Below are 23,058 nucleotides of genomic sequence, written 5' to 3'. Positions count from 1 at the left end.
GACAGGCATCATGGCGGAGCGGAAGGTATATTCCATTAAAGATCTCAACCGTTATATCCGCATGAAGCTTGACTCGGATCATCTGCTCTCCGATGTGTGGATTCGGGGAGAAATTTCGAATTTTACGCATCATGGCAGCGGGCATATGTATTTTACGCTCAAGGATGAGAGCAGCCGCATCAAGGCGATTATGTTCGCTTCCCATAACCAGCGGCTGCCTTTTGTTCCGAAGGAAGGCTCGCGGGTTATCGCCAGGGGGAATGTGACGGTATACGAAAGGGACGGGCAGTATCAGTTCTATGCCACGCACATGCAGCCCGACGGCATCGGCAGTCTGTACCTTGCCTATGAACAGCTGAAGAAGAAGCTCGAGCAGGAAGGACTGTTCGCCGCCGAGCTGAAGCGACCATTGCCCCGCTATCCGCGCTGCATCGGCGTCGTTACATCGCCGACAGGCGCGGCGGTCCGGGATATTCTCATCACGCTGCGCCGGCGGTATCCGCAGGTGTCCATCGTGCTCTATCCCGTACTCGTGCAGGGGAAGGGAGCGGCGCCGTCCATCGTGAAGGCGATCCGCGACCTGAACGCTATGGGCGAGGCCGACGTGCTCATCGTGGGCCGCGGCGGCGGCTCCCTGGAGGAGCTGTGGGCCTTCAACGAAGAAGCGGTGGCGAGGGCCATTGCGGCGTCGGATATACCGGTCATTTCGGCCGTAGGCCATGAGACCGATTTTACGATCGCCGATTTCGCGGCCGACCTCCGCGCCGCGACGCCCACGGCCGCAGCAGAGCTGGCCGTGCCGCATGCCGCGGAGCTGGCTTCGCAGCTCCGCCAGCTGCAGCGCTTGCTGCGCCAGGGGCTGCAGCGCCGCGCCATGCGCGGGCGCGAGCGGCTCGCGGCGCTGCAGCGCTCGCCGGTGCTGGTCAGCCCGCGCCGGTACCTGCTCCAGCACGCGCAGCGGCTGGATATGCTGCGCCAGCGGCTTGACCGCGCTGCCGAAGCGCGGCTGGCGCGCTCGCGCGAGCGGCAGGCGGTGCTGCGGCACCGCCTGGAGCGCTACAGCCCGCGCGAGGGCGCCATTGCCGCCCGGCGCCGGAGCGACGGCGCAAGGCGCGAGCTTGTCGCCGCCATGAAAGCGCGGCTTGCGGACAAGCGCTCCCGCTTTGCGGCGGAGCTTAAGGCGCTGGATGCGCTAAGCCCGCTTAAGGTCATGGCGCGGGGCTACAGCCTGGTCTACGATGAGAAGGAACGGCATTTAATTAAATCGTTAAGCGAGGTTCAGCTCGGCGATCTGGTTGTCGTGAAGCTGGCGGACGGGCAGCTGGACTGCCAGGTATGGGGAATGAAGGAGGATGCGAAAGATCATGGCGAAGGAAGAAGCGGAACTGGGGTTTGAGGAAGCGATGGACCGGCTGGAGCTGATCGTGCGTGAACTGGAGCACGGAGACGTTCCGCTGGAGAAGGCGATCGATTTGTTTCAGCAGGGGATGAAGCTCTCCCAGCTGTGCGGGGCGAAGCTGGAGCAGGTAGAGCGCAAAATCGAAATGATCGTGGAAGAAGACGGACAGCTGCGCAAGAAGCCGTTCGGCGCCGACCTGGAAGGGGAAAGCGATGATTCCGTATAATAATGGACTCTCCGGAAAGGAACCGGAAGAAAGCCGAAGCGCGAAGCCTGACAACCAACAGCCGTTAAAGGAATATATCGCCGGCGTTAGCGATCTTGTTGCGGGCGAGCTGACGATGCTCTTCCCGAAGCATTGGGAGGTACCCGCCAAGCTGACGGAAGCAATGAGTTATTCGCTGCTCGCCGGAGGCAAGCGCCTTCGCCCTCTGCTTGTTATAGCGGCGTGCGAAGCGCTTGGCGGATGCCGGGAAGCGGCGCTGCCTGTGGCAGCGGCAATCGAAATGGTGCATACATATTCGCTGATTCACGACGATCTGCCCGCGATGGACGACGACGATTACCGGCGGGGGCGGCTGACGAACCATAAAGTATTCGGCGAAGCGGCGGCTATTCTGGCAGGAGACGCGTTGCTGACGCATGCTTTTTACAGCGTGGTGCAGGCCGCCCGCCGGCACGGGGTGTCCGCGGAGAACGTCTTGTCGATCGTGGAGGACTTGGCGGAAATGGCCGGACCGCGCGGAATGGTGGGAGGCCAAGCGGCCGACATGGAAGGCGAGCAGGGGCTGACCGATCTGGACAGCCTGCGCTATATCCATCTGCACAAGACAGGCGATCTGATTGTATTCTCGCTGCTCGCCGGGGGACGCATTGGCGGAGCGTCGGATCAGCAGCTTGAAGCGCTGCGGCGTTTCGGCGTCAGCATCGGACTGGCGTTCCAGGTGCAGGACGATATTCTCGACCTCGTCGGGGACGAAAGCAAGCTCGGCAAGAAGACGGGCAGCGATGTCCGGCAGCAGAAGGTGACTTATCCCTATTTTATCGGGCTGGAGGCTTCCCGGCTTGAAGTGGAACGGCTGACGGAAGAAGCGAAATCCGCTGTTCGGGAAGGCGGATTTGCTGATGGGGCACGTCTGATTGAAATCGCCGATTATTTAATGTCTAGAGATCACTAAAGCTAAGCGGAAACGGCTGCATTTCGACAGCCGTTTCATTTATGTTATAATGGGAGTTATACTTTACAACATCAGGAAAGCGGGGAAATCACGTGCTGCTTCCACAACTAAATGATCCTAAGCAACTGAAATCGCTATCGATCGAACAATTGAATACCCTGGCGGACGAGATACGCAGGTTTTTGATTGAGAAGCTGTCTGCGACAGGCGGACATCTCGCCTCCAATCTGGGAGTGGTGGAGCTCACGCTGGCATTGCATTACTGCTACGACAGTCCCCGGGACAAATTTATATTCGATGTCGGACATCAGGCGTATGTCCACAAAATATTGACCGGCCGACAGGACCGGTTTGATACGCTGCGCAAGCAGAACGGGCTCTGCGGCTTTGTCAAGCGCTCCGAGAGCGAGCATGACGTGTGGGAAGCCGGGCACAGCAGCACCTCCCTTTCTGCAGCGATGGGCATGGCGATGGCCCGCGATTTCAAGGGAGAGGACAACAAGGTTGTCGCCATTATCGGCGACGGGGCTCTGACCGGCGGCATGGCGTTCGAGGCGCTGAACCATATCGGACATGAGCGCCGCAAGCTGATGGTCATCCTGAACGACAATGAAATGTCCATCGCCCCCAATGTCGGCGCGATGCATAACTATTTAAGTCAAATTCGCTCGGACCGCCATTATTTGCGGGCCAAAGACGAAGTGGAAGGGCTCCTGAGGAAGATTCCGGCGATCGGCGGCCGTCTGGCGAAGACCGCGGAACGGATGAAGGACAGCCTGAAATATATGATGGTTCCCGGCGTTCTGTTCGAGGAGCTGGGCTTTACGTATCTTGGCCCCGTGGACGGCCATGATCTTGCAACCATGATCGATACGTTCCACCAGGCGGACAATGTGGCGGGACCCGTGCTGGTTCACGTGCTCACCACCAAAGGCAAAGGCTATCAACCGGCGGAAGCCGATTCCTATAAATGGCACGGCATTACCCCTTACAAGATCGAATCCGGCCAGGTGTTGAAAGCGGTTGGCCATCCGATGTACACGGAAGTGTTCGGCGAGACGCTGATCGAACTCGGCCGGCAGGATGAACGGCTTGTCGCCGTTACTCCCGCGATGCCGGGAGGCTCCGGTCTGTTCCCGTTCTCGAAGGAATTTCCGGGGCGTATGATTGATGTGGGCATTGCGGAGCAGCATGCGGCGACGCTCTGCGCCGCGCTTGCCATGGAAGGAATGAAACCGGTATTCGCCGTTTATTCCACCTTCATGCAGCGTGCCTACGACCAGATCGTTCACGACATCTGCCGCCATAACGCCAACGTGATGTTCGCCATCGACCGGGCCGGATTTGTCGGCGCCGACGGGGAGACGCATCAAGGCGTATACGATATCGCTTTTATGCGTCATATTCCGAACATCGTGCTGATGATGCCCAAGGATGAGAATGAACTGCGCCATATGATGAAGACGGCGCTGGAATACAATGACGGCCCGATCGCGTACCGTTATCCCCGTATTAACGGCACCGGAACAGCGCTTGATCCGGAGCTGCGCTGCCTGCCGATCGGGTCCTGGGAACGGCTCCGTCCCGGCGATGACTTCGCTATCATTGCCTGCGGACCAATGGTACAGCTGGCGGAGGATGCGGCGGATCTGCTCAAACGTGAGGGTATTCAGACGGGGGTCGTGAACGCCCGCTTCCTGAAGCCGCTGGACGGCTCCATGCTTCAAAGTCTCGCCCGTGCCGGTACGAAGATGATCGTGCTGGAGGAAGCGAGCCAGGCGGGGAGCCTGGGCAGCGCCGTGCTGGAGCATTATGCCGAGCATGGGCTGCATCACGTTACGGTGGAGCTGATGGGCGTGCCGGATATTTTTGTCGAACACGGTTCGATCAAGGAACAGCGCCAGCTGACGGGACTTACCGTCGAGGCGGTATGCGCCCGGATCAAATCGATGAAGGCGGCAAGCTCTTATCCATTCGGCAAGACAACGTCTTCGCAAGCCTAAGGGAGACCCGAGTATAGAAATTGGAGATGACTATGGAGCACGGTAAAGAGAAAGAACGGAGCCCGAAGGAAAGAATCGACGTGCTGCTCGTCGAGCAGGGCTTTTACGAAAGCCGCGAAAAAGCCAAGGCGGCCATCATGGCTGGTCTTGTGCTCGCGGATGAAGAACGCATCGAGAAAGCCGGGATGAAAGTGCCCCGCAGCTCTGTCCTGAAGGTCAAGGGCGCCGTACATCCGTACGTCAGCCGCGGCGGACTCAAACTGGAAAAGGCGCTGCGCCGGTTCAGCATCGATGTCGGCGGCCGGACAATGCTGGATATCGGCGCTTCCACCGGGGGCTTCACCGATTGCGCACTTCAGAACGGGGCGGCCTATGTTTATGCGATCGATGTCGGATATAACCAGCTGGACTGGTCGCTCCGGGAAGATGAGCGGGTATGCGTCATGGAACGGACGAACTTCCGGTATATGACGCCGCCCGATCTCAAAGGCCCCGTTCCCGATTTTGCCAGCATCGACGTTTCTTTTATCTCGCTAAAGATTATCCTGCCTCCGCTAAAAGCGCTGCTTCGAAAGCCGGCTGATATTGTCGCGCTGATTAAGCCCCAGTTCGAGGCCGGGCGGGAGAAGGTTGGCAAATCGGGTGTCGTTCGCGATCCGGCGGTTCACCGGGAAGTGCTTATTAATGTCCTTGAGATGGCCCATGAACAGGGATTTATTCTGAAAGGATTGACCTTCTCCCCGATTACGGGCGGTGAGGGCAATATCGAATTTTTGGCCCACTGGCATCTGGAACCGGAAGAGACACAATCAGGCGGCGAAGGCGCGGACGGGGGGAAAGCATCCTCCGAAGCGGAGGCTTTACCCCGGCTTGAAGGCGATTATACATCGCTCGCGGAAGCCGTTGTGGCGGAAGCCTCGGGGACGTTCGGCGGTAAGGCATCTCATGGAAACTCATCGGGTCGATGAGTTTCTTTTGGCTATTTAAAAGGGATTTGGCTCGGTCTAAGCGAATACATCACCGAGGTGATTTCCAATGACGGGTAGCCCGGACAGGGCGGTTATGGCGCTGATCGGCGTTGGACTGGCGGTTTGGGTCATCTACCGCATTTATATATGGCTGCAGAGCTCGCCGCGTTCTTTTTTGCAGGATCACATTCCGTTAAATAAAGAGATCATTTCCCATCCTGCGCTGAATCTGCTGGAAAATGCAGGCTATGAAGTCGTCGGCGGCAAGCTGAAAATACCGCTGTCCTTCAACGTTGACGGCGCTCCGCTATACAGCCGGCTGTTCGTTGATTACATTGCGGAAGCCGAGAACGGCACGCAGTATCTCGTTATACTGGCCAGGCCGCGCCGTCCACTGGAATGGACCGGAAGCATGATGCGGGACATGCTGCTGCCGTATCTCCTGATTTATCCGGAGGTGGGCGGACTGCTCTATGTGAATGCGGCGGCGGGCACGGTCAATCTGATCACTTTTGGCAGGGATGACGGAGAGAACGACTAGAACCTTTTTGAACATACGGGAGGCCATTAATGAAAGGTCAAAGACATATTAAAATTCGTGAAATTATTACCCACCGGGAAATTGAAACGCAGGACGAGCTGGTCGAAGCTCTTCGGAATGCAGGTTTCCAGGTAACCCAGGCTACCGTTTCCAGGGATATCAAGGAGCTTCTGCTGATTAAGGTTCCGATGGATGACGGGAGATACAAATATTCGCTGCCGACCGATCAGCGCTATAATCCGACGCAGAAGCTGAGGCGGGTGCTTGTGGACAATTTCGTGCACATCGATTATTCGGGCAATCTTGTCGTTATGAAATGCCTGCCTGGAACGGCCAATTCTGTCGCAGCGCTGATCGACAGCATCGAGTGGCCCGAAATTATGGGAACGATATCCGGTGACGACACCATTTTGATAATCTGCCGAGAGGCGGATGACAGCAAAACAGTGGTATCGCAAATCATGGGTTACATTTAACACCTTCTGAGAAAAATCTTCTCTAATCACAAGAATCGTCTCTGGACATGGGAGGGCATTAGCCCTCTGAACTGTCCTGCAGAATGGCATAGTGACAGAATCGTACCGCGACCTGTTTTACACCTGTTCCGAAACTTGCCTAAAGCCCCTTCAAGCAGCTTCTATGTTAGCGCTTTATTCCCTTCCTTCCTCTGCCCCTTAACTTTTTGGATAAATCCTCTTGACTCCGAACTTATGTTCGGTCATACTCTAAAGTAACGGCGGAATTCGCCCATGCAGATCATCAGAGCATCTCATTTCCGCATCCGTTCAGCCGTTGATTAAACTCTGTATTAAAGTTGTACAAGTTCTATTCATCAAACAAACGATCGGTTGCGGCTGCTTTGTGTGAAATTGATTCATTAACCAACTATTAGCGTAACATAACCGCTTACTTAGAGAAGGACAGTTCATAAAACACAAGGATTCTTGCGTCGGAGGTGCAATATTTGTGCTGGAAACATTGTCTATTCGCAATCTGGCGGTTGTCGAATCGGTAGATGTATATTTTTATCCGGGCTTTCATGTGCTGACGGGGGAGACGGGTGCGGGCAAGTCCATCATTATCGATGCGCTGAGCATGATTGCCGGCGGCCGAGGCTCGGCGGATTCCATCCGCTACGGCTGCGAGAAGGCGGAGATGGAGGCTCTGTTCAGCTTGCCCAATAATCATTCCGTGTGGGACACGCTGGAGAGGCTTGGAATCAGGGCGCAGAAAGAGGAGCATCTGATTATCCGCAGAGAACTGAACTCGCAGGGAAAGAGCACCTCCCGCGTTAACGGCCAAATGGTGAATTTGACGATGCTGCGTGAAATCGGCGAGCAACTTGTCAATATTCACGGCCAGCATGAGCATCAGAATCTTCTTCGACCGGAGCGCCATTTAGGGCTTTTGGATACGTACGGAGAGTCCGTAATCGGACCGATGAAGGCGGACTACCAGGAGAAATATTCGAAGTTTGCCCAAGTGGAGAAGGAGCTTCGCGAGCTGCAGGATTCAAGCCAAAGAACCTACCAAATGCTTGACTTGTACCGGTTTCAGCTGGAGGAGATCGCATCTGCTGCATTAAAAAGCGGAGAAGATGAATTACTTTCGGATGAAAGGGTCAGACTATCCCATAGCGAGAAAATGATGGATTCCGTTTCCGGCGCTTACGATCTGCTGAATGGACGGCAGGGACTTGATGCGATCAGCAATGTTATCTCGATGCTTGAGGACGTCGTTCGTTTTGATGAGAAAAATTTACGGCCCGTACTGGAGCAGCTCCAGTCGTCCTTTTACCAGTTGGAGGACTCCTCGTTTCAGCTGCGCGATTACCGTGAGGATATCGAGTTCAATCCGGCAAGGCTGGAGGAAGTGGAGAACCGTCTGGATCTCATATCCAGTCTGCGCCGCAAGTACGGCGATAGCGTGGAGCAGATTCTGAAGTATTACGAACAAATTTCACGGGAAACCGATATGCTGGAGAACAAGGATGAATATTTGGACAAGCTGGGTGTTAAGCGCAACGCTCTTCTGGAAGAGCTGATGGCCTCTGCAGCCAAGCTTAGTGAAGCCCGGCGCCGGTGCGCGGTGGATTTAGCTTCGCAAGTGGAAGGCGAGCTGAAGGATCTGCAAATGGAACGGACTTCGCTTGAGGTCAAGCTGGACATCCTTGAAGATCCCAAAGGAGTGGAGGTTGACGGCCGGCGTATCCGCCTTACCCGGCAAGGGATCGACAGCGCCGAATTCATGATTTCTCCCAATCCGGGAGAGCCGCTTCGTCCATTGAGCAAAATTGCATCGGGCGGCGAGCTGTCGCGCATTATGCTGGCGATGAAGAGCATCTTTGCAAGGCATGAGGATATTCCCGTGCTGATCTTTGACGAAGTAGATACCGGAGTGAGCGGACGGGCGGCACAATCCATCGCCGATAAGCTGTACCGGTTATCTTCGATGTGCCAGATCTTCTCCATTACCCACCTGCCGCAGGTGGCCTGCATGGCGGACCATCAGTACCTCATCCGCAAAAAAGTGCAGGACGGACGAACAATGACCGAAGTTCAGCCGCTGTCCGAAGAAGGCCGGGTCAAAGAGCTGGCGAGAATGCTGGGCGGCGTGGAAATTACCGAAAAGACGCTGCATCACGCGCAGGAAATGCTTAATCTGGCCGACGCCAGCAAGGCCGCAAGAACACTAACCGGTTAAGTATTGACAGTAATAAAAGCCTGGGGGCAAGGTTATCTTATAGGTACGCAATTGGCGACCACTTTTTTCGTCAAGCGAAAGAAGCAAAAGGGAGCGTGACAGCCATTGAAGCCTAACCTCAGGAAGTTATTGCCAGGTCTTTTATTTGCTTTCTTTCTTAGTGTGTCAGGGTTTAGCGTACCGGTTTCAGGTTATGTATCGCAGGCTGAAGGGAGCCGGGCAGGAGCAGTATCGGAAACGGCCCGGGAGGTCAAGGTGTATCCGGGAGGTCAGACGATCGGCGTCAAGGTCAAATCGGCCGGCGTATTGGTTGTGGGGCATCATCTGGTCGAGGTGTCTCAGCAGACCAAATTATCGCCTGGGGAGAACAGCGGACTGCTGCCGGGGGATCTGATGGTATCGATTGACGGGGTGAGGCTGGACGAGGTAAGGAAGGTGGCTGACCTTGTGAAGCGAGCAGGGGATTCCGGCCGTGAGCTCACTATCCGGTATATACGTGATGGAAGGGAACGGATGGCGAAGCTTAGACCCGCTTATGACCGGAACGACAGTGTATGGCGGCTGGGGCTTTTCATCAGGGATTCCGCTGCAGGGGTAGGGACATTAACCTTTTACGCGCCGAACCAAGGCGTTTATGGAGCGCTCGGCCATGTCATTACCGATATGAATACCGGCACCCCGATTGTCGTTGGCAGCGGACATATTGTGGAATCAAGCGTAACTTCCATTTCCAAGAGTCAAGACGGCGATCCTGGAGAGAAGCGGGCTCACTTTCTTAAGGAGAGCCAGGTGCTTGGCAATGTTGAAAGCAACACCGACTTCGGCATTTTCGGCAAAATGGGGCGTAACCCGGACCACAGTCTGTATAACGAACCGATTCCGGTCGCCATGAGCAGCGAAGTTCAGGAAGGGCCAGCCCAGATTCTTACCGTACTTGAAGGCCAGCAGGTCGAACGGTTTAATGTCGAGATCATTCATGTGGCCCGGCAGCAGCAGCCGGCTACCAAAGGAATGGTGCTGCGCATTACCGATCCAAGATTGATCGATAAGACCGGGGGAATCGTTCAGGGAATGAGCGGCAGTCCCATTGTACAGAATGGCAAGCTGGTCGGAGCGGTGACGCATGTCTTCGTCAATGACCCTAAATCGGGTTACGGCTGCTTTATCGAATGGATGCTTAAAGATTCCGGTGTTGTACAACCCTATAGTTTTCAATCCAATCTTAAGGCGGTTTAGCCTTAAGATTTTTTGTCGAACGTTCATGAAGAAAATCGAAAACTGTAATAAAATAATTAATTATAAATCATGCCAAAAAAAAAATAAAGAAAAATAATTTTCGACAGAAGGAAATTCGTTCCACATGTCGAAAATATTTAGGGAGAGAAGACAACGCTGTTTTACAAAGCTGATATTTTTAAGGAGGAAACAGCCAGTGCAGAATATTGAAGTGTTGTTGGCAGACGATAACCGGGAATTTACCAATTTGCTTGCTGAATATATTTCCGAGCAGGAAGATATGACAGTGACCGGAATTGCGTATAATGGTGAAGAAGTGGTGCAAATGCTGAGCCAGGCACGCAAAATTCCCGATGTTCTTATCCTTGATATTATCATGCCGCATCTTGACGGATTGGGCGTCCTCGAACGTCTAAGGGAAATGGACCTGAATCCTCAACCTAAAATCATTATGCTGACTGCCTTCGGACAGGAGAATATCACCCAAAGGGCAGTGCAGCTCGGAGCGTCTTATTACATCTTGAAGCCTTTCGATATGGAGGTGCTCACCAACCGGGTAAGGCAGCTTGTAGGAACCCAGAGTGGAAGTGTCATGACCTCATCTTCCTCAGCCGGCTCTCCAATCTTCTCGTCGGTCAAATCCAATGTTGTTCCGTTGTCCAAAGGCAAAAATCTGGATGCCAATATCACTTCGATCATACATGAAATCGGCGTTCCTGCGCATATTAAAGGATATCAGTACTTGCGCGAGGTGATCACGATGGTGTACAACAACATCGAAATTCTGGGAGCGATTACGAAGACACTCTACCCGGCCATTGCCGAAAAATTCAAGACAACGCCTTCACGCGTAGAAAGGGCCATCCGACACGCGATTGAGGTTGCCTGGACCCGCGGGAACATCGATTCCATCAGCCACCTGTTCGGCTACACGATCAACATCAGTAAGTCCAAACCGACCAATAGCGAGTTCATCGCGATGGTGGCAGACAAGCTGCGGATTGAGCATAAGGTGTCGTGAAAGGGTAAGGATCAGGATAAATAACGTTCAGCCGTTAAACCGGGCTAAGGAATAAGGAACACTCCTTTATTTGGTTGTGAAAGCCAAGTAAAGGAGTGTTTTCAGTTGTAGTAATGGGGGAATTATCCAAGTAAAATGAACAGGCAGACCGTAAGGTCTGCCTGAACAAGGAAACTCCCATAATATGAAGATGAAGAAAGCAGACTGCTAAGTGCTGCCCCGTTGTATTGAAAAAAGAAAGTACTGTTTATTAATGCTCGGAATGCTCCAAGCTTCTCTTGGACAAGACTTCTTCAATAATCTCAATAAATTCGGGAGATGCCTTCGCCTGTACCGCCAATTCATAGATGTTCAACAGCTGTTCATTAGTTAACATTTCAAGTGAGGAGGGGCGTGGAGAAGGAGTAAAATGAAAGTTCATTAGATTCCTCCATAAGTTAAATAGTTTCTTGAAAATACATCCTTTCCAAATGGTACCATTTTCACGCCTGCTTGTCTCCCTTCATTCTCCCCCTCAATTTTTCTTTACAAATCATGGATAATATGACATAATAATTGCTTCTTTTTGAAACGAAAATTTAAACTGGCAAGTCAACTACAAGATATGAAGAGAACAGTAGAAATCATCATCGTGCACGGTAGAAAATCAGCAAAAGTGGAAAAAATCAGAGTATACTGGAGTCATGAGTTCACTTCGAGAGGAGATTCAAGATGAGCCAACGCCCGACCAAGGAAGAGTATGCAGAGTCCAATGAGAAGTATTTGAAACTGGTGCCGGAACAAGGAGAATTTTCCGATGTTTTGCAGGAACTATCCGAGACCGTCTTCGCATTGTTCGAAGGATTGACCGAGGAGCAGGGGGCATACCGGTACGCACCGGACAAATGGAGCCTTAAGCAGCTGCTCGGCCACTTGACGGACAGTGACCGCATTATGGCCTACCGCGTGCTGCGTCTGTCCCGGGGAGATGAAACGCCGCTTCCCGGCTATGATGAGAATGATTTCGTAAATGCGGCCGATTTTGACTCCTATTCACTGGAAGAACTGATTCGGCAGTTCAAAGCGACGCGCCAATCAACGCTGGCTTTGTTCGCGGCCATTCCGGAGAAGGCGTGGACCCGCAAAGGCAACACGAACGGCCATCCCATTTCGGCCAGAGCGCAGGCCAGCCTGCTGATCGGACATGAGCTGCATCATTTGAATATCATTAAAGAACGTTACCTAAAGTAACGGTTATCCTGCATTAATTCTCCATTGCTCCGCCTTCCATCCTTATTCCAATTAAACCCTCTGTTGGGAGCCGCTGAAAAGCGGCTTTTTTCCTGTTTCCACAAATATAACATGAACATTACACGACAATATTCGTGTCAATTATGCATTCTGCATAAAGAAATAGAATATAATCTGTCGAAATATACAATCTAATGTTAACTTAGTTGCTCTCATAGTATAAATCATGTACATTTCTCTTAATCAATTCGCAATATCGTAACAGTAGTTGTTATATTAAGTGACAGATGTCATATCGGAAAACGATTTCCTGTCTGAGTAACAGTTGTTCTATCAAGGGGATGCAGTCATATTTTCAATCCATAACACTTTGACAGGAATTCGGGAAATCGATTTCCCGTGTTTTCCAACTGAGGTGAGTTACAGCATACCCCGGGTCTGGTTGTTTTTGACGCGAGGGGTGGGAGTGTAGTCATGAGCATTACGATTAAAGATGTGGCCATGCGAGCGAATGTATCGCCGGCAACCGTTTCACGGGTTCTCAATCAAAGCAAGCCCGTCAGCAAAGCAATACGTGAGAAAGTTCTGAAAGTGGTCGAAGAGCTGAACTTCAATCCCAACTCGGTTGCGCGCAGTCTGGTTATGAAAGAAAGCCGGCTCATCGGAGTCATCATTTCAAGCATTGATAATGTCTTTATTTCAAAATTTGTCAACATTATTGAAGAGGAATTCTTTAAGCACAACTACACCACGCTCCTCTGCAATACAAGAAACGACGATGAGATCGAGAAGGATTATTTAAGGCTCTTGAAAGACAAGTACGTGGATGGCGTCGTGCTGATGACCTCTCCTCCCAAGCCGCATCAGATTGAGTTTTTTGAGCAGGTGGACATTCCAGCCGTGTTTGCGGGACATATTGACCCAAGTCAGCAGTTCTCGTCCGTCAATATCGATAATTATCAGGCTATGTATGATGCGACCCGGTATTTGCTTGAGATTGGGCATCGCAGAATCGCGTTTTTTGGCGGGCCGCTTATCTACCGTCAGGCGGTGGAGCGGTTATCCGGTTATAAGCAAGCGCTGGCCGAATACGGCATTGGCTCTGAAGAATCGCTGATTTTTGCCAATGACTACGACATCGATCACGGCTATGAGAACGGTATGACGTTATTTCAAAGACCGGACAGGCCGACAGCCGTGTGCTGTGTGAGCGACATGGTCGCAATCGGCGCGATTAAGGCGGCTGAAATGAACGGGCTGAGCGTACCCGGGGATATTTCCATCATGGGGTTCGACGATATCCTTTTGGCCAAAGCTTACTGTCCCGGTATTACGACTGTCCGGCAGCCGATTAAGGAGCTGAGCGTACAGACGGCGGAGATGCTGCTGAAGCAAATCAAGCAGAAAGAGAATTATTTGAAGGAAACAAGGATTCTTCCGCATGAAATTATAGTAAGGGGGAGTTGCATGGCGGTAACAGGCTAAAGTTAGAAAAGTGACGTCCCGAATCATTTTGCTCGCTTCAATTGGATCGAAGGTTTGTACACACTGAATACATGCAAAAGGGGTAGATATTTCATGAAAAAGAAGCTAAGTCTAGTAATGCTGTCTGCAATAATGCTGTTCACATTGTCTGCTTGCGGCGGCAACGCGGCGACGAATTCCGGTAATCAGTCAAGCAATGCAGCGGGTTCGCAGACCGGTACAGATGAGACTGCCGCTACGGAAGAGCTGAAGCCCGAGGAAGGGGCGGAATTGAGACTTTGGACGTTTATCACCGACCTGAAGCCTTTTACTGACTATGCGCTGAAAGAATTCGAACAAAAGTACAACATTAAAGTCACGGTAGAGGATGTCGGTTACTGGGACAGCATCAAGCGGTTGTCGACAGACGGACCGGCAGGAGTAGGCGCTGACGTGTTCGGTCTGCAGACGCCTGATGTGGCAAATGCCGTTCAATCCGGGCTCGTGCTGCCGAATGACTATTTTGAAGAAGACACGAAAAGCATTAACAAGCCGGACACAATCGCGGCAGCTACTCATGACGGCATTCTGTACGGTTATCCCTGGAACGTGTATACGTTCAGCCTCTACTACAATAAAGATCTTGTGAAAGACGCGAAGCTGGAGACATGGGATGATATTATCGCCTTCTCCAAGAAATTCAATGATGTGAAGAACAACAAATTCGGCTTCCTGTACGAGCCCAAAACCTCTGCCTTTGACGTCGCCTTCATGACGGGGTATGGCGGATACATCTTCGGCAACAATGAAACGGATGTCAATGACATCGGAATCAATAATGAAGGTTCTGTAAAAGGCATGCAGTTCATTCAATCTCTTCACGAGATTATTCCGCTTGAACTGGCCGATGTCACTAACAATCTGAAAGGAGGTCTATGGGCACAAGGCAAGCTTGCCATTAATATGGACGGAAGCTGGGCGATCGGGGAGCATAACAAGCAGCCGTTCCCTGTAGGCGTACTGCCGATGCCGAAGCTGCCGGGCGGTGAAAATGCGATGCCGCTTGCGGGAAGCACGGGATACTATGTAAGCTCGTACTCCAAATATCCGAATGCGGCCAAGCTTCTCGCCCATTTCATCACGACCAAAGAAATGCAAATCAAGAACAATGAGCTGACCGGCGCGCTTCCGGCTGCCAATATCTCCGGAACCGAGCAAGGAATCCGCAATGATGAATTGACCCAGGGCTTCCTGAAGCAAATTGCAAGCAGCCATAGATTCCCCGGTCTTTATGAAACGAAATATGTATGGCCGGCTCTGGATGCCGCTATAGCCGACGTCTGGAAAGGCGGAGACCCTAAAGCCGCTTTGGACAAGGCTGCCCAGAAGCTGAAATCGGACATAGCCAATCAGAAATAACGAATCGAAGCTGAAGTTGTGCGAGTAACGGGCGGTCACCTGGGTTGTCGACGGGTGATCGCATTTCATTAAAAGGAGGTTAAAGGGGGATGCAGGAGTTCATCATGGAGCAGGAACGTTCCAAGCTAACCAGAACGAACAGCAGGACTGCGGCGGTATTGTCGGCGCTGGCCATGGGATTGGGGCAATTGTACAATCGCCAGTACATGAAAGGCGTTATTTTGCTGGCGGTGCACGCGCTGGCCTTGTATACCTTTATTTTTCGGCTGCCTCATGCGGTATGGGGGCTGGTCACACTTGGCGAAACCGAGACCCAGCTGAAAAAGGTGGGCAGGCTCTACAAGCAGGTCATGGGGGACCACTCCGTCTTCCTGATGATCGAGGGATTGGTCACCGTTTTTGTAGCGCTGATTTTTATCTGGATCTATGTGATGAATATTAAAGACTCTTATCGTACAGGGAAAATGAGGGAACAGGGCGAGGTACCAAATACCTTCAAAGAAACGGTCAGTTTTGTGCTGTCCTACCGTTTCCCGTATTTGATCCTGGCGGTTCCGCTGGCGGGTGTCTTTTTCTTCACCATCATGCCGATTGTCTTCATGATCCTGATCGCCTTTACAAACTATACGGCCACGCATACACCGCCAAAGAACCTGCTGGATTGGACCGGCTTTGAGGCCTTCAGGGAACTCTTCCGGATCAAAGAATGGAGCCGCACCTTCTACAGTGTCACGTTATGGACGATTGTCTGGGCGCTTCTTGCGACGCTTACCGGTTATTTCGGCGGGTTCGCGGTGGCGCTGCTCGTCCAGCAAAAACGCATTCGCTTCAAGTCGTTTTGGCGCACGCTGTTTATTTTGCCTTATGCGATTCCAATGTTTGTTTCAATGCTGATTTTGCAAAATATGTTTAACGGCCAGTTCGGCCCGGTGAACCAGTATCTTGAGCTGTTTGGCATCGGCAAAATTCCGTGGCTCTCCGATCCGACATGGGCGAAGGTCACGCTCATCATTGCGAATTTCTGGGTATCTTTCCCGGTATCGATGCTCATGATTATTGGAATCATGTCGACGATCCCGCAGGATATGTATGAAGCGGCCGATATCGACGGCGCGAGTGCTTTTCAGAAGACCCGGCTGATTACGTTCCCGTGCGTGATGTATTCGATGGCCCCGCTGGTCATTATGTCCTTCGTCGGGAATATGAACAATTTCAATGTGATCTACCTGCTGACGAACGGGAACCCGATCAACGGCGATTTCCAGTACGCCGGAGACACCGACATTCTGATCACTTGGCTGTTCAAGCTTTCCATGGAAAACGGCCAGTACAACTTCGCCTCCGTTATCGGGATCATCATCTTTATTCTTTTGTCCGCATTTGCGATCTGGAATGTTCGCCGGACCAAGGCATTTAAGGAGGACACATCGTCATGAGCCGTAAAATAAGAGGATCGATCTGGCTGTCGGTCAGTTATGTGCTGCTTGCTGTCGTCGGCGTCTTCTCCGTATACCCGGCACTTTGGGTGATCATGTCTTCGCTTAGGACAGGCAATTCGCTGTACAGCGAAACCTTGCTTCCGACGGCCTTGACGTTCGGCCATTATGCCAATTTGTTCGATAAATACGATTTTGCCCGCTGGTATGTCAACACATTGAAGATTGCCGTGACTACCACCGTGATCGGCACGATCTTGACGCTGCTCCCCGGATACGCGTTCTCGGTCTTCCGCTTTAACGGCCGGAAAACGATGATGAGCACATTGATGGTGCTGGGCCTGTTCCCCGGATTTATGAGCATGATTGCCGTATTTATTTTGCTGAATCTGATGAACCTGCTCAATACGCATTTTGCGGTTATTTTGGTCTATGCGGCGGGAGCGCCCTTGTTCTTCCTCTTTGCCAAAAGCTACTTTGACACCATTCCCAAAAGCCTGGTAGAGGCGGCGCGCATAGACGGAGCGGGTCATCTCGGCATTTTCTTCCGCATCGTGATGCCCTTGTCCACACCGCTTATTGTGTATACGGCGCTGAGTATTTTTGCCGGCTCGTTCACCGACTTTATCTTTGCCAAGCTCGTGCTGCGGACACCGGAGACGAAGACATTGGCCGTCGGTTTGTTCGATATGATCAGTACGCGGCAGTCTACGGATTTCACTACGTTTGCCGCAGGATGCGTCCTGATCGCGGTTCCGATTACGTTCCTGTTCATTCTGCTTCAGCGGCTCCTGACACAAGGGTTGACAGCCGGCGCCGAAAAAGGATAAATTCCAGTTTGTGAACTTTTTATTCCATTCATCTATTTATCTTTCATGGGGGAAGCACACGATGCCAAACAAACATCAACTTATTCTCGATGTCGATACAGGAATCGACGACGCGTTTGCCATTCTCTATGCGTTAAAATCACAGCACATTCATATTGAGGGCATCTGCACCGGATTTGGCAATACGGACGTTGCCCAGGCAACCGACAATACGCTGAGGCTCATTAAGCTCGCGAATCCGGGTTACAATGTTCCGGTTGCTCCGGGTGCTTCCGGGCCGCTGGAGCGGAAATGGGGAGGACGGGTCGTGCATGTCCACGGTGACAATGGCATCGGGAATGCGGAGCTGCCGCCTTCGAGCCAGCTTCCTCTTGAGGAATCTGCGGCTGATTTTATGATTCGGAAAGCCAACGAGCAGCCGGGAGAATTGATTCTGGTTACGCTTGGAAGTTTGACCAATCTGGCGCTGGCGCTTGAGAAAGATCCCTCGATCCGCGGTAAATTTAAGCACGTGGTCATGATGGGAGGGACCGTATTTTCCCACGGCAACGTCACGCCGGTAGCCGAAGCGAATTTTCATGTGGACCCCGAGGCGGCAGCGCTTGTGTTTAAGTCGGGGCTTCCGCTGACGATGGTCGGGCTGGATGTAACATTACAGGCGAAGCTGACGATGCAGCACCTCGACTGGATGGACCGGAACGCGCGTCAGGATTGCCGGGAGGTTGTGGAGTTTTTGCGGGCTTCACTGGCCTACTATTTTAATTTCTACACCCGGGTCAATGATTTCATTGACGCATGTCCGCTGCATGATCCGCTGGCGCTGCTGGTTGCGGTAGATCCAAGCCTGGTCAAGATACAGACCCTGAAAGCCGAAATTGAATGCAGCGGAAGTCTGACATCCGGCATGGTTGTAACCGACCGGAGACCTCATCCGTTAAGGGGAAACGATGTAAACATCTGTCTTGAAGTGGATGCGGAACGGGCGATTGGCAAGCTCGTAACCGGATTTATATAATATGCGCTGGAATAGCGAAACAGGGCCGGCACGGGGATCATCCCTGCCAAGGCCCTGTTCGCGTATTTAGCTATGGTTAAAGAATCGAGCGGAGCGTCCGTATGAGCTACAGCGGCGGATTTTTGTGGCATTTGCGGCATACCGGATAATAAGCTTCGTTCCCGCCGATCTGGATTTGCTTGCCGCTGTACACGGGCTTTCCGTCCTCTACCCGCAGCGTCATGGTCGCCTTGCGCTCGCAGAACCAGCAGATCGTCTTCATTTCCTCGATCTTGTCGGCGTAGATCAGCATATATTTGCTGCCTTCGAACAGGTTGTTCTGGAAATCGTTCTTGAGGCCGAACGCCATTACCGGAATGTCCAGTTCATCGACGATGCGGACGAGCTGAAGTATGCTGTCTTGGTTCAGAAACTGGCATTCATCAACGAGCACGCAGTAGGGTTTAGGCTGGCTGCCATTCACGATCCCGAAAATATCCGTAGTTTCGTCAATGGCTATAGCCTGTCTTCGGAGGCCGATCCGCGAGGAGACATAGCCGACCTCGTCCCGGTTGTCGATAGCGGAGGTGAATATAAGCACGGATTTGCCTTGTTCTTCATAATTATGGGCAACCTTGAGTATTTCGATCGATTTGCCGCTGTTCATTGAACCGTATTTAAAAAACAATTGCGCCACTGTCCATCTGTCCCTTCCTGAAAATGCGACCCTATTAGAGTATCATACCCCTGCGGGAGAGACCAGAGTAAAAGGGAACACTGGTTAATTATCGATCCCATCTGTTAAAATAGCTATCATTAAGAGAGGAGCGGACAGGATGACGGAGAAATCGGATGAAATGAAGGAGCGGCTCGTGAAGCTGAGAGAGGACGGCAAGCTGCCGGCTGAAGCCGAAGCGCTGTTGGACGAACTGATTCTGGAGCTTGCGGAGCTGGAGCGGAGCAACCGGGCGCTGCGGAGGGCCGCGCTGAAGGCGGCGGGGGGACAGGCGATGTCCAGCCGTCTGCGCGACGCCCTGTACGAATAGAGGAGAGCAGTATGCCGCTTATTTTTTCTATTATAAAAAAATACCGGACCGCCGCCGCTCTCGCGCTGCTTATGATGCTGATTGAACTGGCGGTGCAATTGTCGCAGCCGCTGTTGATTTCAAAAATTATTGACCACGGCATCCGGGAGCGGAATCTCGCCGTCGTCTGGCTGTGGGGCGGCATTCTTGTCGGGAGCGCGGCCCTAGCCTTCACTGCGGGCATTCTCAGCTCGTTTTTCGCTTCGCACGCAAGCCAGGGGTTTGGCTCCGATCTGAGGGACAGGCTGTACGGGAAGGTGCAGTCTTTTTCGTATGAGGCGTTTAACCGGTTTGCCGCGTCCACGCTGATTACACGTTTGACCGGCGATGTGACGCAGCTGCAGGATATGATCTTTACGGGTCTCCGGTTTATGTCGCGCATCCCGCTATTGGTCGTGGGCAGCGTGATTATGGGGCTTGTCGTCCAGTGGAGGCTGGGGCTCATCCTTGCGCTGATCGTGCCGGTGATGCTCGCCGTCCTGATCGTGCTGATGAAAGAATCGTCGAGGATGTTCCACATGGTCCAGAGCAAGCTGGACAGGGTAAACGGCATTGTGCAGGAGAACTTGACGGGAATCCGGCTGATCCGGGTCTTTGTGCGCATGGGTCATGAGATCGGCCGATTTGCCGGCTACAGCAAGGAGCTGATGAGAAGTACGGTATCCGCGCTGCGGCTGACGGAGACGACGATGCCCTTTATTCTTCTTATGATGAATGGCGGCATTCTGCTGCTGCTGTGGCTCGGCCGGATCGAAATCGCCGCCGGCGAAGCTTCGCAGGGCCAGACCGTTGCGGTAATCAATTACTCTTTGCGGACGATCGGCGGCTTGTCCGCGCTGTCCGGGATTGTCGCGGCGTATTCCAGGGCGCGTGCCTCCGCGCAGCGTGTCTCGGAGGTGCTTGCGGAATCCGGTACGGAAGAGACGGAGAACCGGCGGGAGAGCGAGGAGACCGAACGCATCCGGGGCGAGGTGCGATTCGAGGAGGTGGGCTTCCGCTACCGGGGCAGCGACATCGAAATCCTGTCCGGGATTTCGTTCATTGCCCGGCCGGGGGAGCGGATCGCCATTATGGGAGCGACCGGTTCCGGCAAGTCGTCCCTGGTCAGCCTGATCCCCCGGCTGTACGAACCGGCTGCGGGTATGATCATGGTTGACGGGAGGGATGTGCGGGAGATGGATCTGGCCGCGCTTCGCGGCGCTATCGGCTACGTGCCGCAGGAGGTGCTGCTCTTCTCCGGAACGGTGCGGGAGAATATCCTCTGGGGCAATGAATATGCCAGCCTTGAAGAGATTGAAGCGGCTGCCCGGGCGGCGCAAATTCAGGAGACAGTGCTTCATCTTTCGGACGGCTACGACACGATGCTCGGACAGCGGGGAGTCAATCTTTCGGGCGGCCAGAAGCAAAGGCTCAGCATCGCTCGGGCTCTCGTCCGGAAGCCCTCCATCCTGATCCTTGACGACAGCACGAGCGCGCTTGACGCGGTCACCGAAGGAGCGCTGCTGGATGCCTTGAAAGGCATGTCCTGCACGACATTTATCATTACGCAAAAAATCGGGTCGACCCGGAATGCCGACCTGATACTTCTACTGGACGAAGGAAGGCTGATCGCCAAGGGCAGCCATGAAGAGCTGCTTGCGAGTTCCGGCCTGTACCGGAGTATCTGCGAGTCGCAAAGCGGAAAGGAGGAGGCTGATGTTCAAAACCTTACTTGAGCCGTTCCGCCATCCGCGCCCCGTCATCGAGCTTGGCGAAGGCCGGGGTTTGTCGTCCGGGCAGAAGCCCAAAGCGGCGGGCGCCAAAGACTGGTCCAGCACATTGCAGCGGTTGTGGAGCTTTCTGGCCGAGCGCCGGGTCAAGCTGATTCTCGTACTGGTCATGGTTGTATTCAGCTCAGGCTTCTCGCTTCTTGGCCCGTTTATGATCGGCAGAGCGGTTGATATTTACCTGGAAGGCGGCGGAAGTCACTGGGGGCTTTATTTGATGGGGCTCGGCGCCGTTTATGCGCTTTATTCCTTAACGAGCTGGCTGCAGAACATCTGGATGATCGAAATTTCCCAGGAAACGGTGTTCCGGATGAGGAGCGAATTGTTCTCCCATCTGCACCGGCTGCCAATCTCCTTCTTCAACCGGCGGCAGCAGGGCGAAATCATGAGCCGCCTGACCAACGATATTGAAAATGTAAGCTCCACTCTGAACAGCTCGGCCATCGAAATTTTCACCGGCGTGCTTACCTTGGGCGGAACGGTAATCGTCATGCTGTGGCTCAGTCCCTTGCTGACCCTGCTCACATTTATCGTGGTGCCGCTTATGGCTCTTGGCATGCGCTGGATTACACGGCGAACCGGTCCTTTGTTCAAGCAGCGGCAGCGGAACATGGGGGAACTGAACGGATACATTGAAGAGACGTTGTCGGGCCAGCGTGTGATCAAGGCGTTCGGGCAGGAGCGACGGGTGATCTCGGGGTTCCGGGAACGGAACAATCGGATCATGCTTTCCGGTTTCTGGGCGCAGTCGATCTCCGGCTTCATCCCGAAACTCATGAACGGGCTGAACGATCTCAGCTTTGCCATTGTCGCGGGATTCGGCGGGATTCTGGCGATCCGGGGCTCGATTACCGTTGGGGTCATTCTTGTCTTTGTGGAATATACACGTCAATTTACCCGGCCGCTGAATGATCTGGCCAATCAATGGAATAGCGTGCTCTCCGCCATCGCCGGAGCCGAGCGGGTCTTTGAAGTGTTGGACGAGGATACCGAAGCGAAGGATGAGAAAGCCGCGTCGCCGCTCGGGCAAATCCGGGGCGAGGTGAAGTTTCGGGACGTTTCCTTCTCCTATAACGGTGAAGCGGATACCCTTAACGGCATCAGCTTTGAGGCCAGACCCGGCGAGATGATCGCTTTGGTCGGTCCGACAGGGGCAGGCAAGACGACGCTGATCGGTCTGCTCTCCCGCTTCTATAATCCGTCCAAAGGAACCATTACGATTGACGGGAAGGATCTGGCGTCCATCCGCAGGGAAAGCCTGCGAAGCCAAATGGCGTTTGTTCTGCAGGATACGTTCCTGTTCAAGGGAAGCATCCGCGATAATATCCGCTACGGACGGCTGGACGCCTCCGACGAAGAGGTGGAAAAAGCGGCCAGAATGGCCAATGCCCACTCCTTCATCATGCGGATGCCGGGAGGATACGACCGGATGCTGTCGGCGGACGGCGGCGGGATCAGCCAGGGGCAGAAGCAGCTTCTGGCCATTGCGAGAGCGATTCTCGCCGAACCGGCCATGCTGGTGCTGGATGAAGCGACGAGCAGCATCGACACGGTCACCGAGCTGAAAATCCAGGAAGGCCTGCATTCGCTGATGAAGGGACGCACCAGCTTCGTCATCGCCCACCGGCTGAATACGATCCGCATGGCGAACCGTATTCTCGTGCTGCGGGACGGGAAGCTGGTCCAGCAGGGCACCCACGAGGAGCTGCTGAAGCAGGGAGGACTTTACAGCGAGCTGGTTATGGGGGCGGCGGGAAACGGGGCGAAGCGGCCATCGCTATAACC

General features: G+C 53.3%; 21 protein-coding genes. 19 read left to right on the top strand and 2 right to left on the bottom strand.

Annotation, left to right across the window (positions count from 1 at the left end; all coding sequences use genetic code 11):
• Positions 1 to 10: 10 nt before the first annotated feature.
• The 10 genes from xseA (at position 11) to spo0A (ending at position 11,049) form a co-directional block, all read left to right on the top strand.
• Complete coding sequence (xseA, locus tag G5B47_RS04290; RefSeq protein ID WP_165094696.1) at positions 11 to 1,396, top strand: exodeoxyribonuclease VII large subunit; 1,386 nt, start codon at positions 11 to 13, stop codon at positions 1,394 to 1,396.
• Positions 1,365 to 1,625 (top strand): exodeoxyribonuclease VII small subunit, encoded by a 261-nt coding sequence (gene xseB / locus G5B47_RS04285; protein ID WP_165094694.1) that lies wholly within the window; start codon positions 1,365 to 1,367, stop codon positions 1,623 to 1,625. Before xseA ends, xseB begins: the two co-directional genes overlap by 32 nt.
• Entirely contained in the window at positions 1,612 to 2,577 is a 966-nt protein-coding gene (locus tag G5B47_RS04280; RefSeq protein WP_165094692.1) for a polyprenyl synthetase family protein, read from the top strand. Before xseB ends, G5B47_RS04280 begins: the two co-directional genes overlap by 14 nt.
• Before the next feature lie 92 nt (positions 2,578 to 2,669).
• Complete coding sequence (gene dxs / locus G5B47_RS04275) at positions 2,670 to 4,580, top strand: 1-deoxy-D-xylulose-5-phosphate synthase (protein WP_025335720.1); 1,911 nt, start codon at positions 2,670 to 2,672, stop codon at positions 4,578 to 4,580.
• Between the two features lie 32 nt (positions 4,581 to 4,612).
• Positions 4,613 to 5,548, top strand: a complete 936-nt coding sequence (locus G5B47_RS04270) for a TlyA family RNA methyltransferase (protein WP_165094690.1) — start codon at positions 4,613 to 4,615, stop codon at positions 5,546 to 5,548.
• A 67-nt stretch (positions 5,549 to 5,615) separates the two neighbouring features.
• Positions 5,616 to 6,089 carry a hypothetical protein gene (locus G5B47_RS04265; protein WP_165094688.1) on the top strand — a complete coding sequence of 158 codons (474 nt, stop codon included), beginning with the start codon at positions 5,616 to 5,618 and terminating at the stop codon, positions 6,087 to 6,089.
• A 29-nt stretch (positions 6,090 to 6,118) separates the two neighbouring features.
• On the top strand, positions 6,119 to 6,565 hold the full coding sequence (gene ahrC, locus G5B47_RS04260; protein ID WP_165094686.1) for a transcriptional regulator AhrC/ArgR: 447 nt from the start codon (positions 6,119 to 6,121) through the stop codon (positions 6,563 to 6,565).
• A gap of 490 nt (positions 6,566 to 7,055) precedes the next feature.
• Positions 7,056 to 8,792, top strand: coding sequence for a DNA repair protein RecN (recN, locus tag G5B47_RS04255; protein ID WP_165094684.1), 1,737 nt, complete (start codon positions 7,056 to 7,058; stop codon positions 8,790 to 8,792).
• Between the two features lie 105 nt (positions 8,793 to 8,897).
• Positions 8,898 to 10,028 (top strand): SpoIVB peptidase, encoded by a 1,131-nt coding sequence (spoIVB, locus tag G5B47_RS04250; protein ID WP_165094682.1) that lies wholly within the window; start codon positions 8,898 to 8,900, stop codon positions 10,026 to 10,028.
• 196 nt (positions 10,029 to 10,224) lie between these two features.
• Complete coding sequence (gene spo0A, locus G5B47_RS04245; RefSeq protein WP_165094680.1) at positions 10,225 to 11,049, top strand: sporulation transcription factor Spo0A; 825 nt, start codon at positions 10,225 to 10,227, stop codon at positions 11,047 to 11,049.
• Between the two features lie 250 nt (positions 11,050 to 11,299).
• Here the strand turns inward: spo0A and G5B47_RS04240 are convergent, their stop codons facing one another.
• Positions 11,300 to 11,470 (bottom strand): sporulation histidine kinase inhibitor Sda, encoded by a 171-nt coding sequence (locus tag G5B47_RS04240; protein WP_165094678.1) that lies wholly within the window; start codon positions 11,468 to 11,470, stop codon positions 11,300 to 11,302.
• A 290-nt stretch (positions 11,471 to 11,760) separates the two neighbouring features.
• On the opposite strand from G5B47_RS04240, the gene G5B47_RS04235 reads away from it, so the two are divergent.
• From G5B47_RS04235 to G5B47_RS04210, 6 genes are all read left to right on the top strand, one after another.
• On the top strand, positions 11,761 to 12,279 hold the full coding sequence (locus G5B47_RS04235) for a DinB family protein (RefSeq protein ID WP_165094676.1): 519 nt from the start codon (positions 11,761 to 11,763) through the stop codon (positions 12,277 to 12,279).
• Between the two features lie 474 nt (positions 12,280 to 12,753).
• Positions 12,754 to 13,764 (top strand): LacI family DNA-binding transcriptional regulator, encoded by a 1,011-nt coding sequence (locus tag G5B47_RS04230; RefSeq protein ID WP_165094674.1) that lies wholly within the window; start codon positions 12,754 to 12,756, stop codon positions 13,762 to 13,764.
• A 93-nt stretch (positions 13,765 to 13,857) separates the two neighbouring features.
• Positions 13,858 to 15,162: a sugar ABC transporter substrate-binding protein gene (locus G5B47_RS04225; RefSeq protein ID WP_165094672.1), complete on the top strand. Its 1,305-nt coding sequence runs from the start codon at positions 13,858 to 13,860 to the stop codon at positions 15,160 to 15,162.
• 89 nt (positions 15,163 to 15,251) lie between these two features.
• Positions 15,252 to 16,598 (top strand): carbohydrate ABC transporter permease, encoded by a 1,347-nt coding sequence (locus G5B47_RS04220; RefSeq protein WP_235950181.1) that lies wholly within the window; start codon positions 15,252 to 15,254, stop codon positions 16,596 to 16,598.
• On the top strand, positions 16,595 to 17,428 hold the full coding sequence (locus G5B47_RS04215; protein WP_165094669.1) for a sugar ABC transporter permease: 834 nt from the start codon (positions 16,595 to 16,597) through the stop codon (positions 17,426 to 17,428). Before G5B47_RS04220 ends, G5B47_RS04215 begins: the two co-directional genes overlap by 4 nt.
• 61 nt (positions 17,429 to 17,489) lie before the next feature.
• Positions 17,490 to 18,443 (top strand): nucleoside hydrolase, encoded by a 954-nt coding sequence (locus G5B47_RS04210; RefSeq protein ID WP_165094667.1) that lies wholly within the window; start codon positions 17,490 to 17,492, stop codon positions 18,441 to 18,443.
• A 106-nt stretch (positions 18,444 to 18,549) separates the two neighbouring features.
• On the opposite strand, the gene G5B47_RS04205 is transcribed toward G5B47_RS04210, so the two are convergent.
• Entirely contained in the window at positions 18,550 to 19,119 is a 570-nt protein-coding gene (locus G5B47_RS04205; RefSeq protein WP_025335707.1) for a thymidine kinase, read from the bottom strand.
• Between the two features lie 139 nt (positions 19,120 to 19,258).
• Between G5B47_RS04205 and G5B47_RS04200 the strand changes: the two genes are divergently transcribed.
• Genes G5B47_RS04200 through G5B47_RS04190 form a run of 3 tightly spaced genes read left to right on the top strand, consistent with a single transcriptional unit; the run spans position 19,259 to position 23,056 of the window.
• The gene (locus G5B47_RS04200) at positions 19,259 to 19,468 is read left to right on the top strand and encodes a Ni2+-binding GTPase (RefSeq protein WP_165094665.1); all 210 of its coding nucleotides are present in this window, start codon (positions 19,259 to 19,261) and stop codon (positions 19,466 to 19,468) included.
• Between the two features lie 11 nt (positions 19,469 to 19,479).
• Positions 19,480 to 21,222 (top strand): ABC transporter ATP-binding protein, encoded by a 1,743-nt coding sequence (locus tag G5B47_RS04195; protein ID WP_165094662.1) that lies wholly within the window; start codon positions 19,480 to 19,482, stop codon positions 21,220 to 21,222.
• Positions 21,203 to 23,056, top strand: coding sequence for an ABC transporter ATP-binding protein (locus G5B47_RS04190; protein ID WP_165094659.1), 1,854 nt, complete (start codon positions 21,203 to 21,205; stop codon positions 23,054 to 23,056). The genes G5B47_RS04195 and G5B47_RS04190 overlap by 20 nt, the downstream gene beginning before the upstream one ends.
• Positions 23,057 to 23,058: the final 2 nt, after the last annotated feature.

The sequence above is a fragment of the Paenibacillus apii genome (genome assembly GCF_011043685.1).
GTDB classification, from domain to species: Bacteria; Bacillota; Bacilli; order Paenibacillales; family Paenibacillaceae; genus Paenibacillus_AQ; species Paenibacillus_AQ sabinae.
This window is presented reverse-complemented; position numbering and strand designations above follow the sequence as displayed.

Coding starts and splice junctions, on each gene's coding strand:
- G5B47_RS04220 (WP_235950181.1), top strand. CDS start 15,252: ATGCAGGAGTTCATCATGGAGCAGGAACGTTCCAAGCTAACCAGAACG.
- xseB (WP_165094694.1), top strand. CDS start 1,365: ATGGCGAAGGAAGAAGCGGAACTGGGGTTTGAGGAAGCGATGGACCGG.
- G5B47_RS04240 (WP_165094678.1), bottom strand. CDS start 11,470: ATGAACTTTCATTTTACTCCTTCTCCACGCCCCTCCTCACTTGAAATG.
- G5B47_RS04225 (WP_165094672.1), top strand. CDS start 13,858: ATGAAAAAGAAGCTAAGTCTAGTAATGCTGTCTGCAATAATGCTGTTC.
- G5B47_RS04230 (WP_165094674.1), top strand. CDS start 12,754: ATGAGCATTACGATTAAAGATGTGGCCATGCGAGCGAATGTATCGCCG.
- G5B47_RS04280 (WP_165094692.1), top strand. CDS start 1,612: ATGATTCCGTATAATAATGGACTCTCCGGAAAGGAACCGGAAGAAAGC.
- G5B47_RS04215 (WP_165094669.1), top strand. CDS start 16,595: ATGAGCCGTAAAATAAGAGGATCGATCTGGCTGTCGGTCAGTTATGTG.
- G5B47_RS04195 (WP_165094662.1), top strand. CDS start 19,480: ATGCCGCTTATTTTTTCTATTATAAAAAAATACCGGACCGCCGCCGCT.
- G5B47_RS04235 (WP_165094676.1), top strand. CDS start 11,761: ATGAGCCAACGCCCGACCAAGGAAGAGTATGCAGAGTCCAATGAGAAG.
- G5B47_RS04200 (WP_165094665.1), top strand. CDS start 19,259: ATGACGGAGAAATCGGATGAAATGAAGGAGCGGCTCGTGAAGCTGAGA.
- G5B47_RS04270 (WP_165094690.1), top strand. CDS start 4,613: ATGGAGCACGGTAAAGAGAAAGAACGGAGCCCGAAGGAAAGAATCGAC.
- G5B47_RS04210 (WP_165094667.1), top strand. CDS start 17,490: ATGCCAAACAAACATCAACTTATTCTCGATGTCGATACAGGAATCGAC.
- G5B47_RS04190 (WP_165094659.1), top strand. CDS start 21,203: ATGTTCAAAACCTTACTTGAGCCGTTCCGCCATCCGCGCCCCGTCATC.
- xseA (WP_165094696.1), top strand. CDS start 11: ATGGCGGAGCGGAAGGTATATTCCATTAAAGATCTCAACCGTTATATC.
- G5B47_RS04265 (WP_165094688.1), top strand. CDS start 5,616: ATGACGGGTAGCCCGGACAGGGCGGTTATGGCGCTGATCGGCGTTGGA.
- ahrC (WP_165094686.1), top strand. CDS start 6,119: ATGAAAGGTCAAAGACATATTAAAATTCGTGAAATTATTACCCACCGG.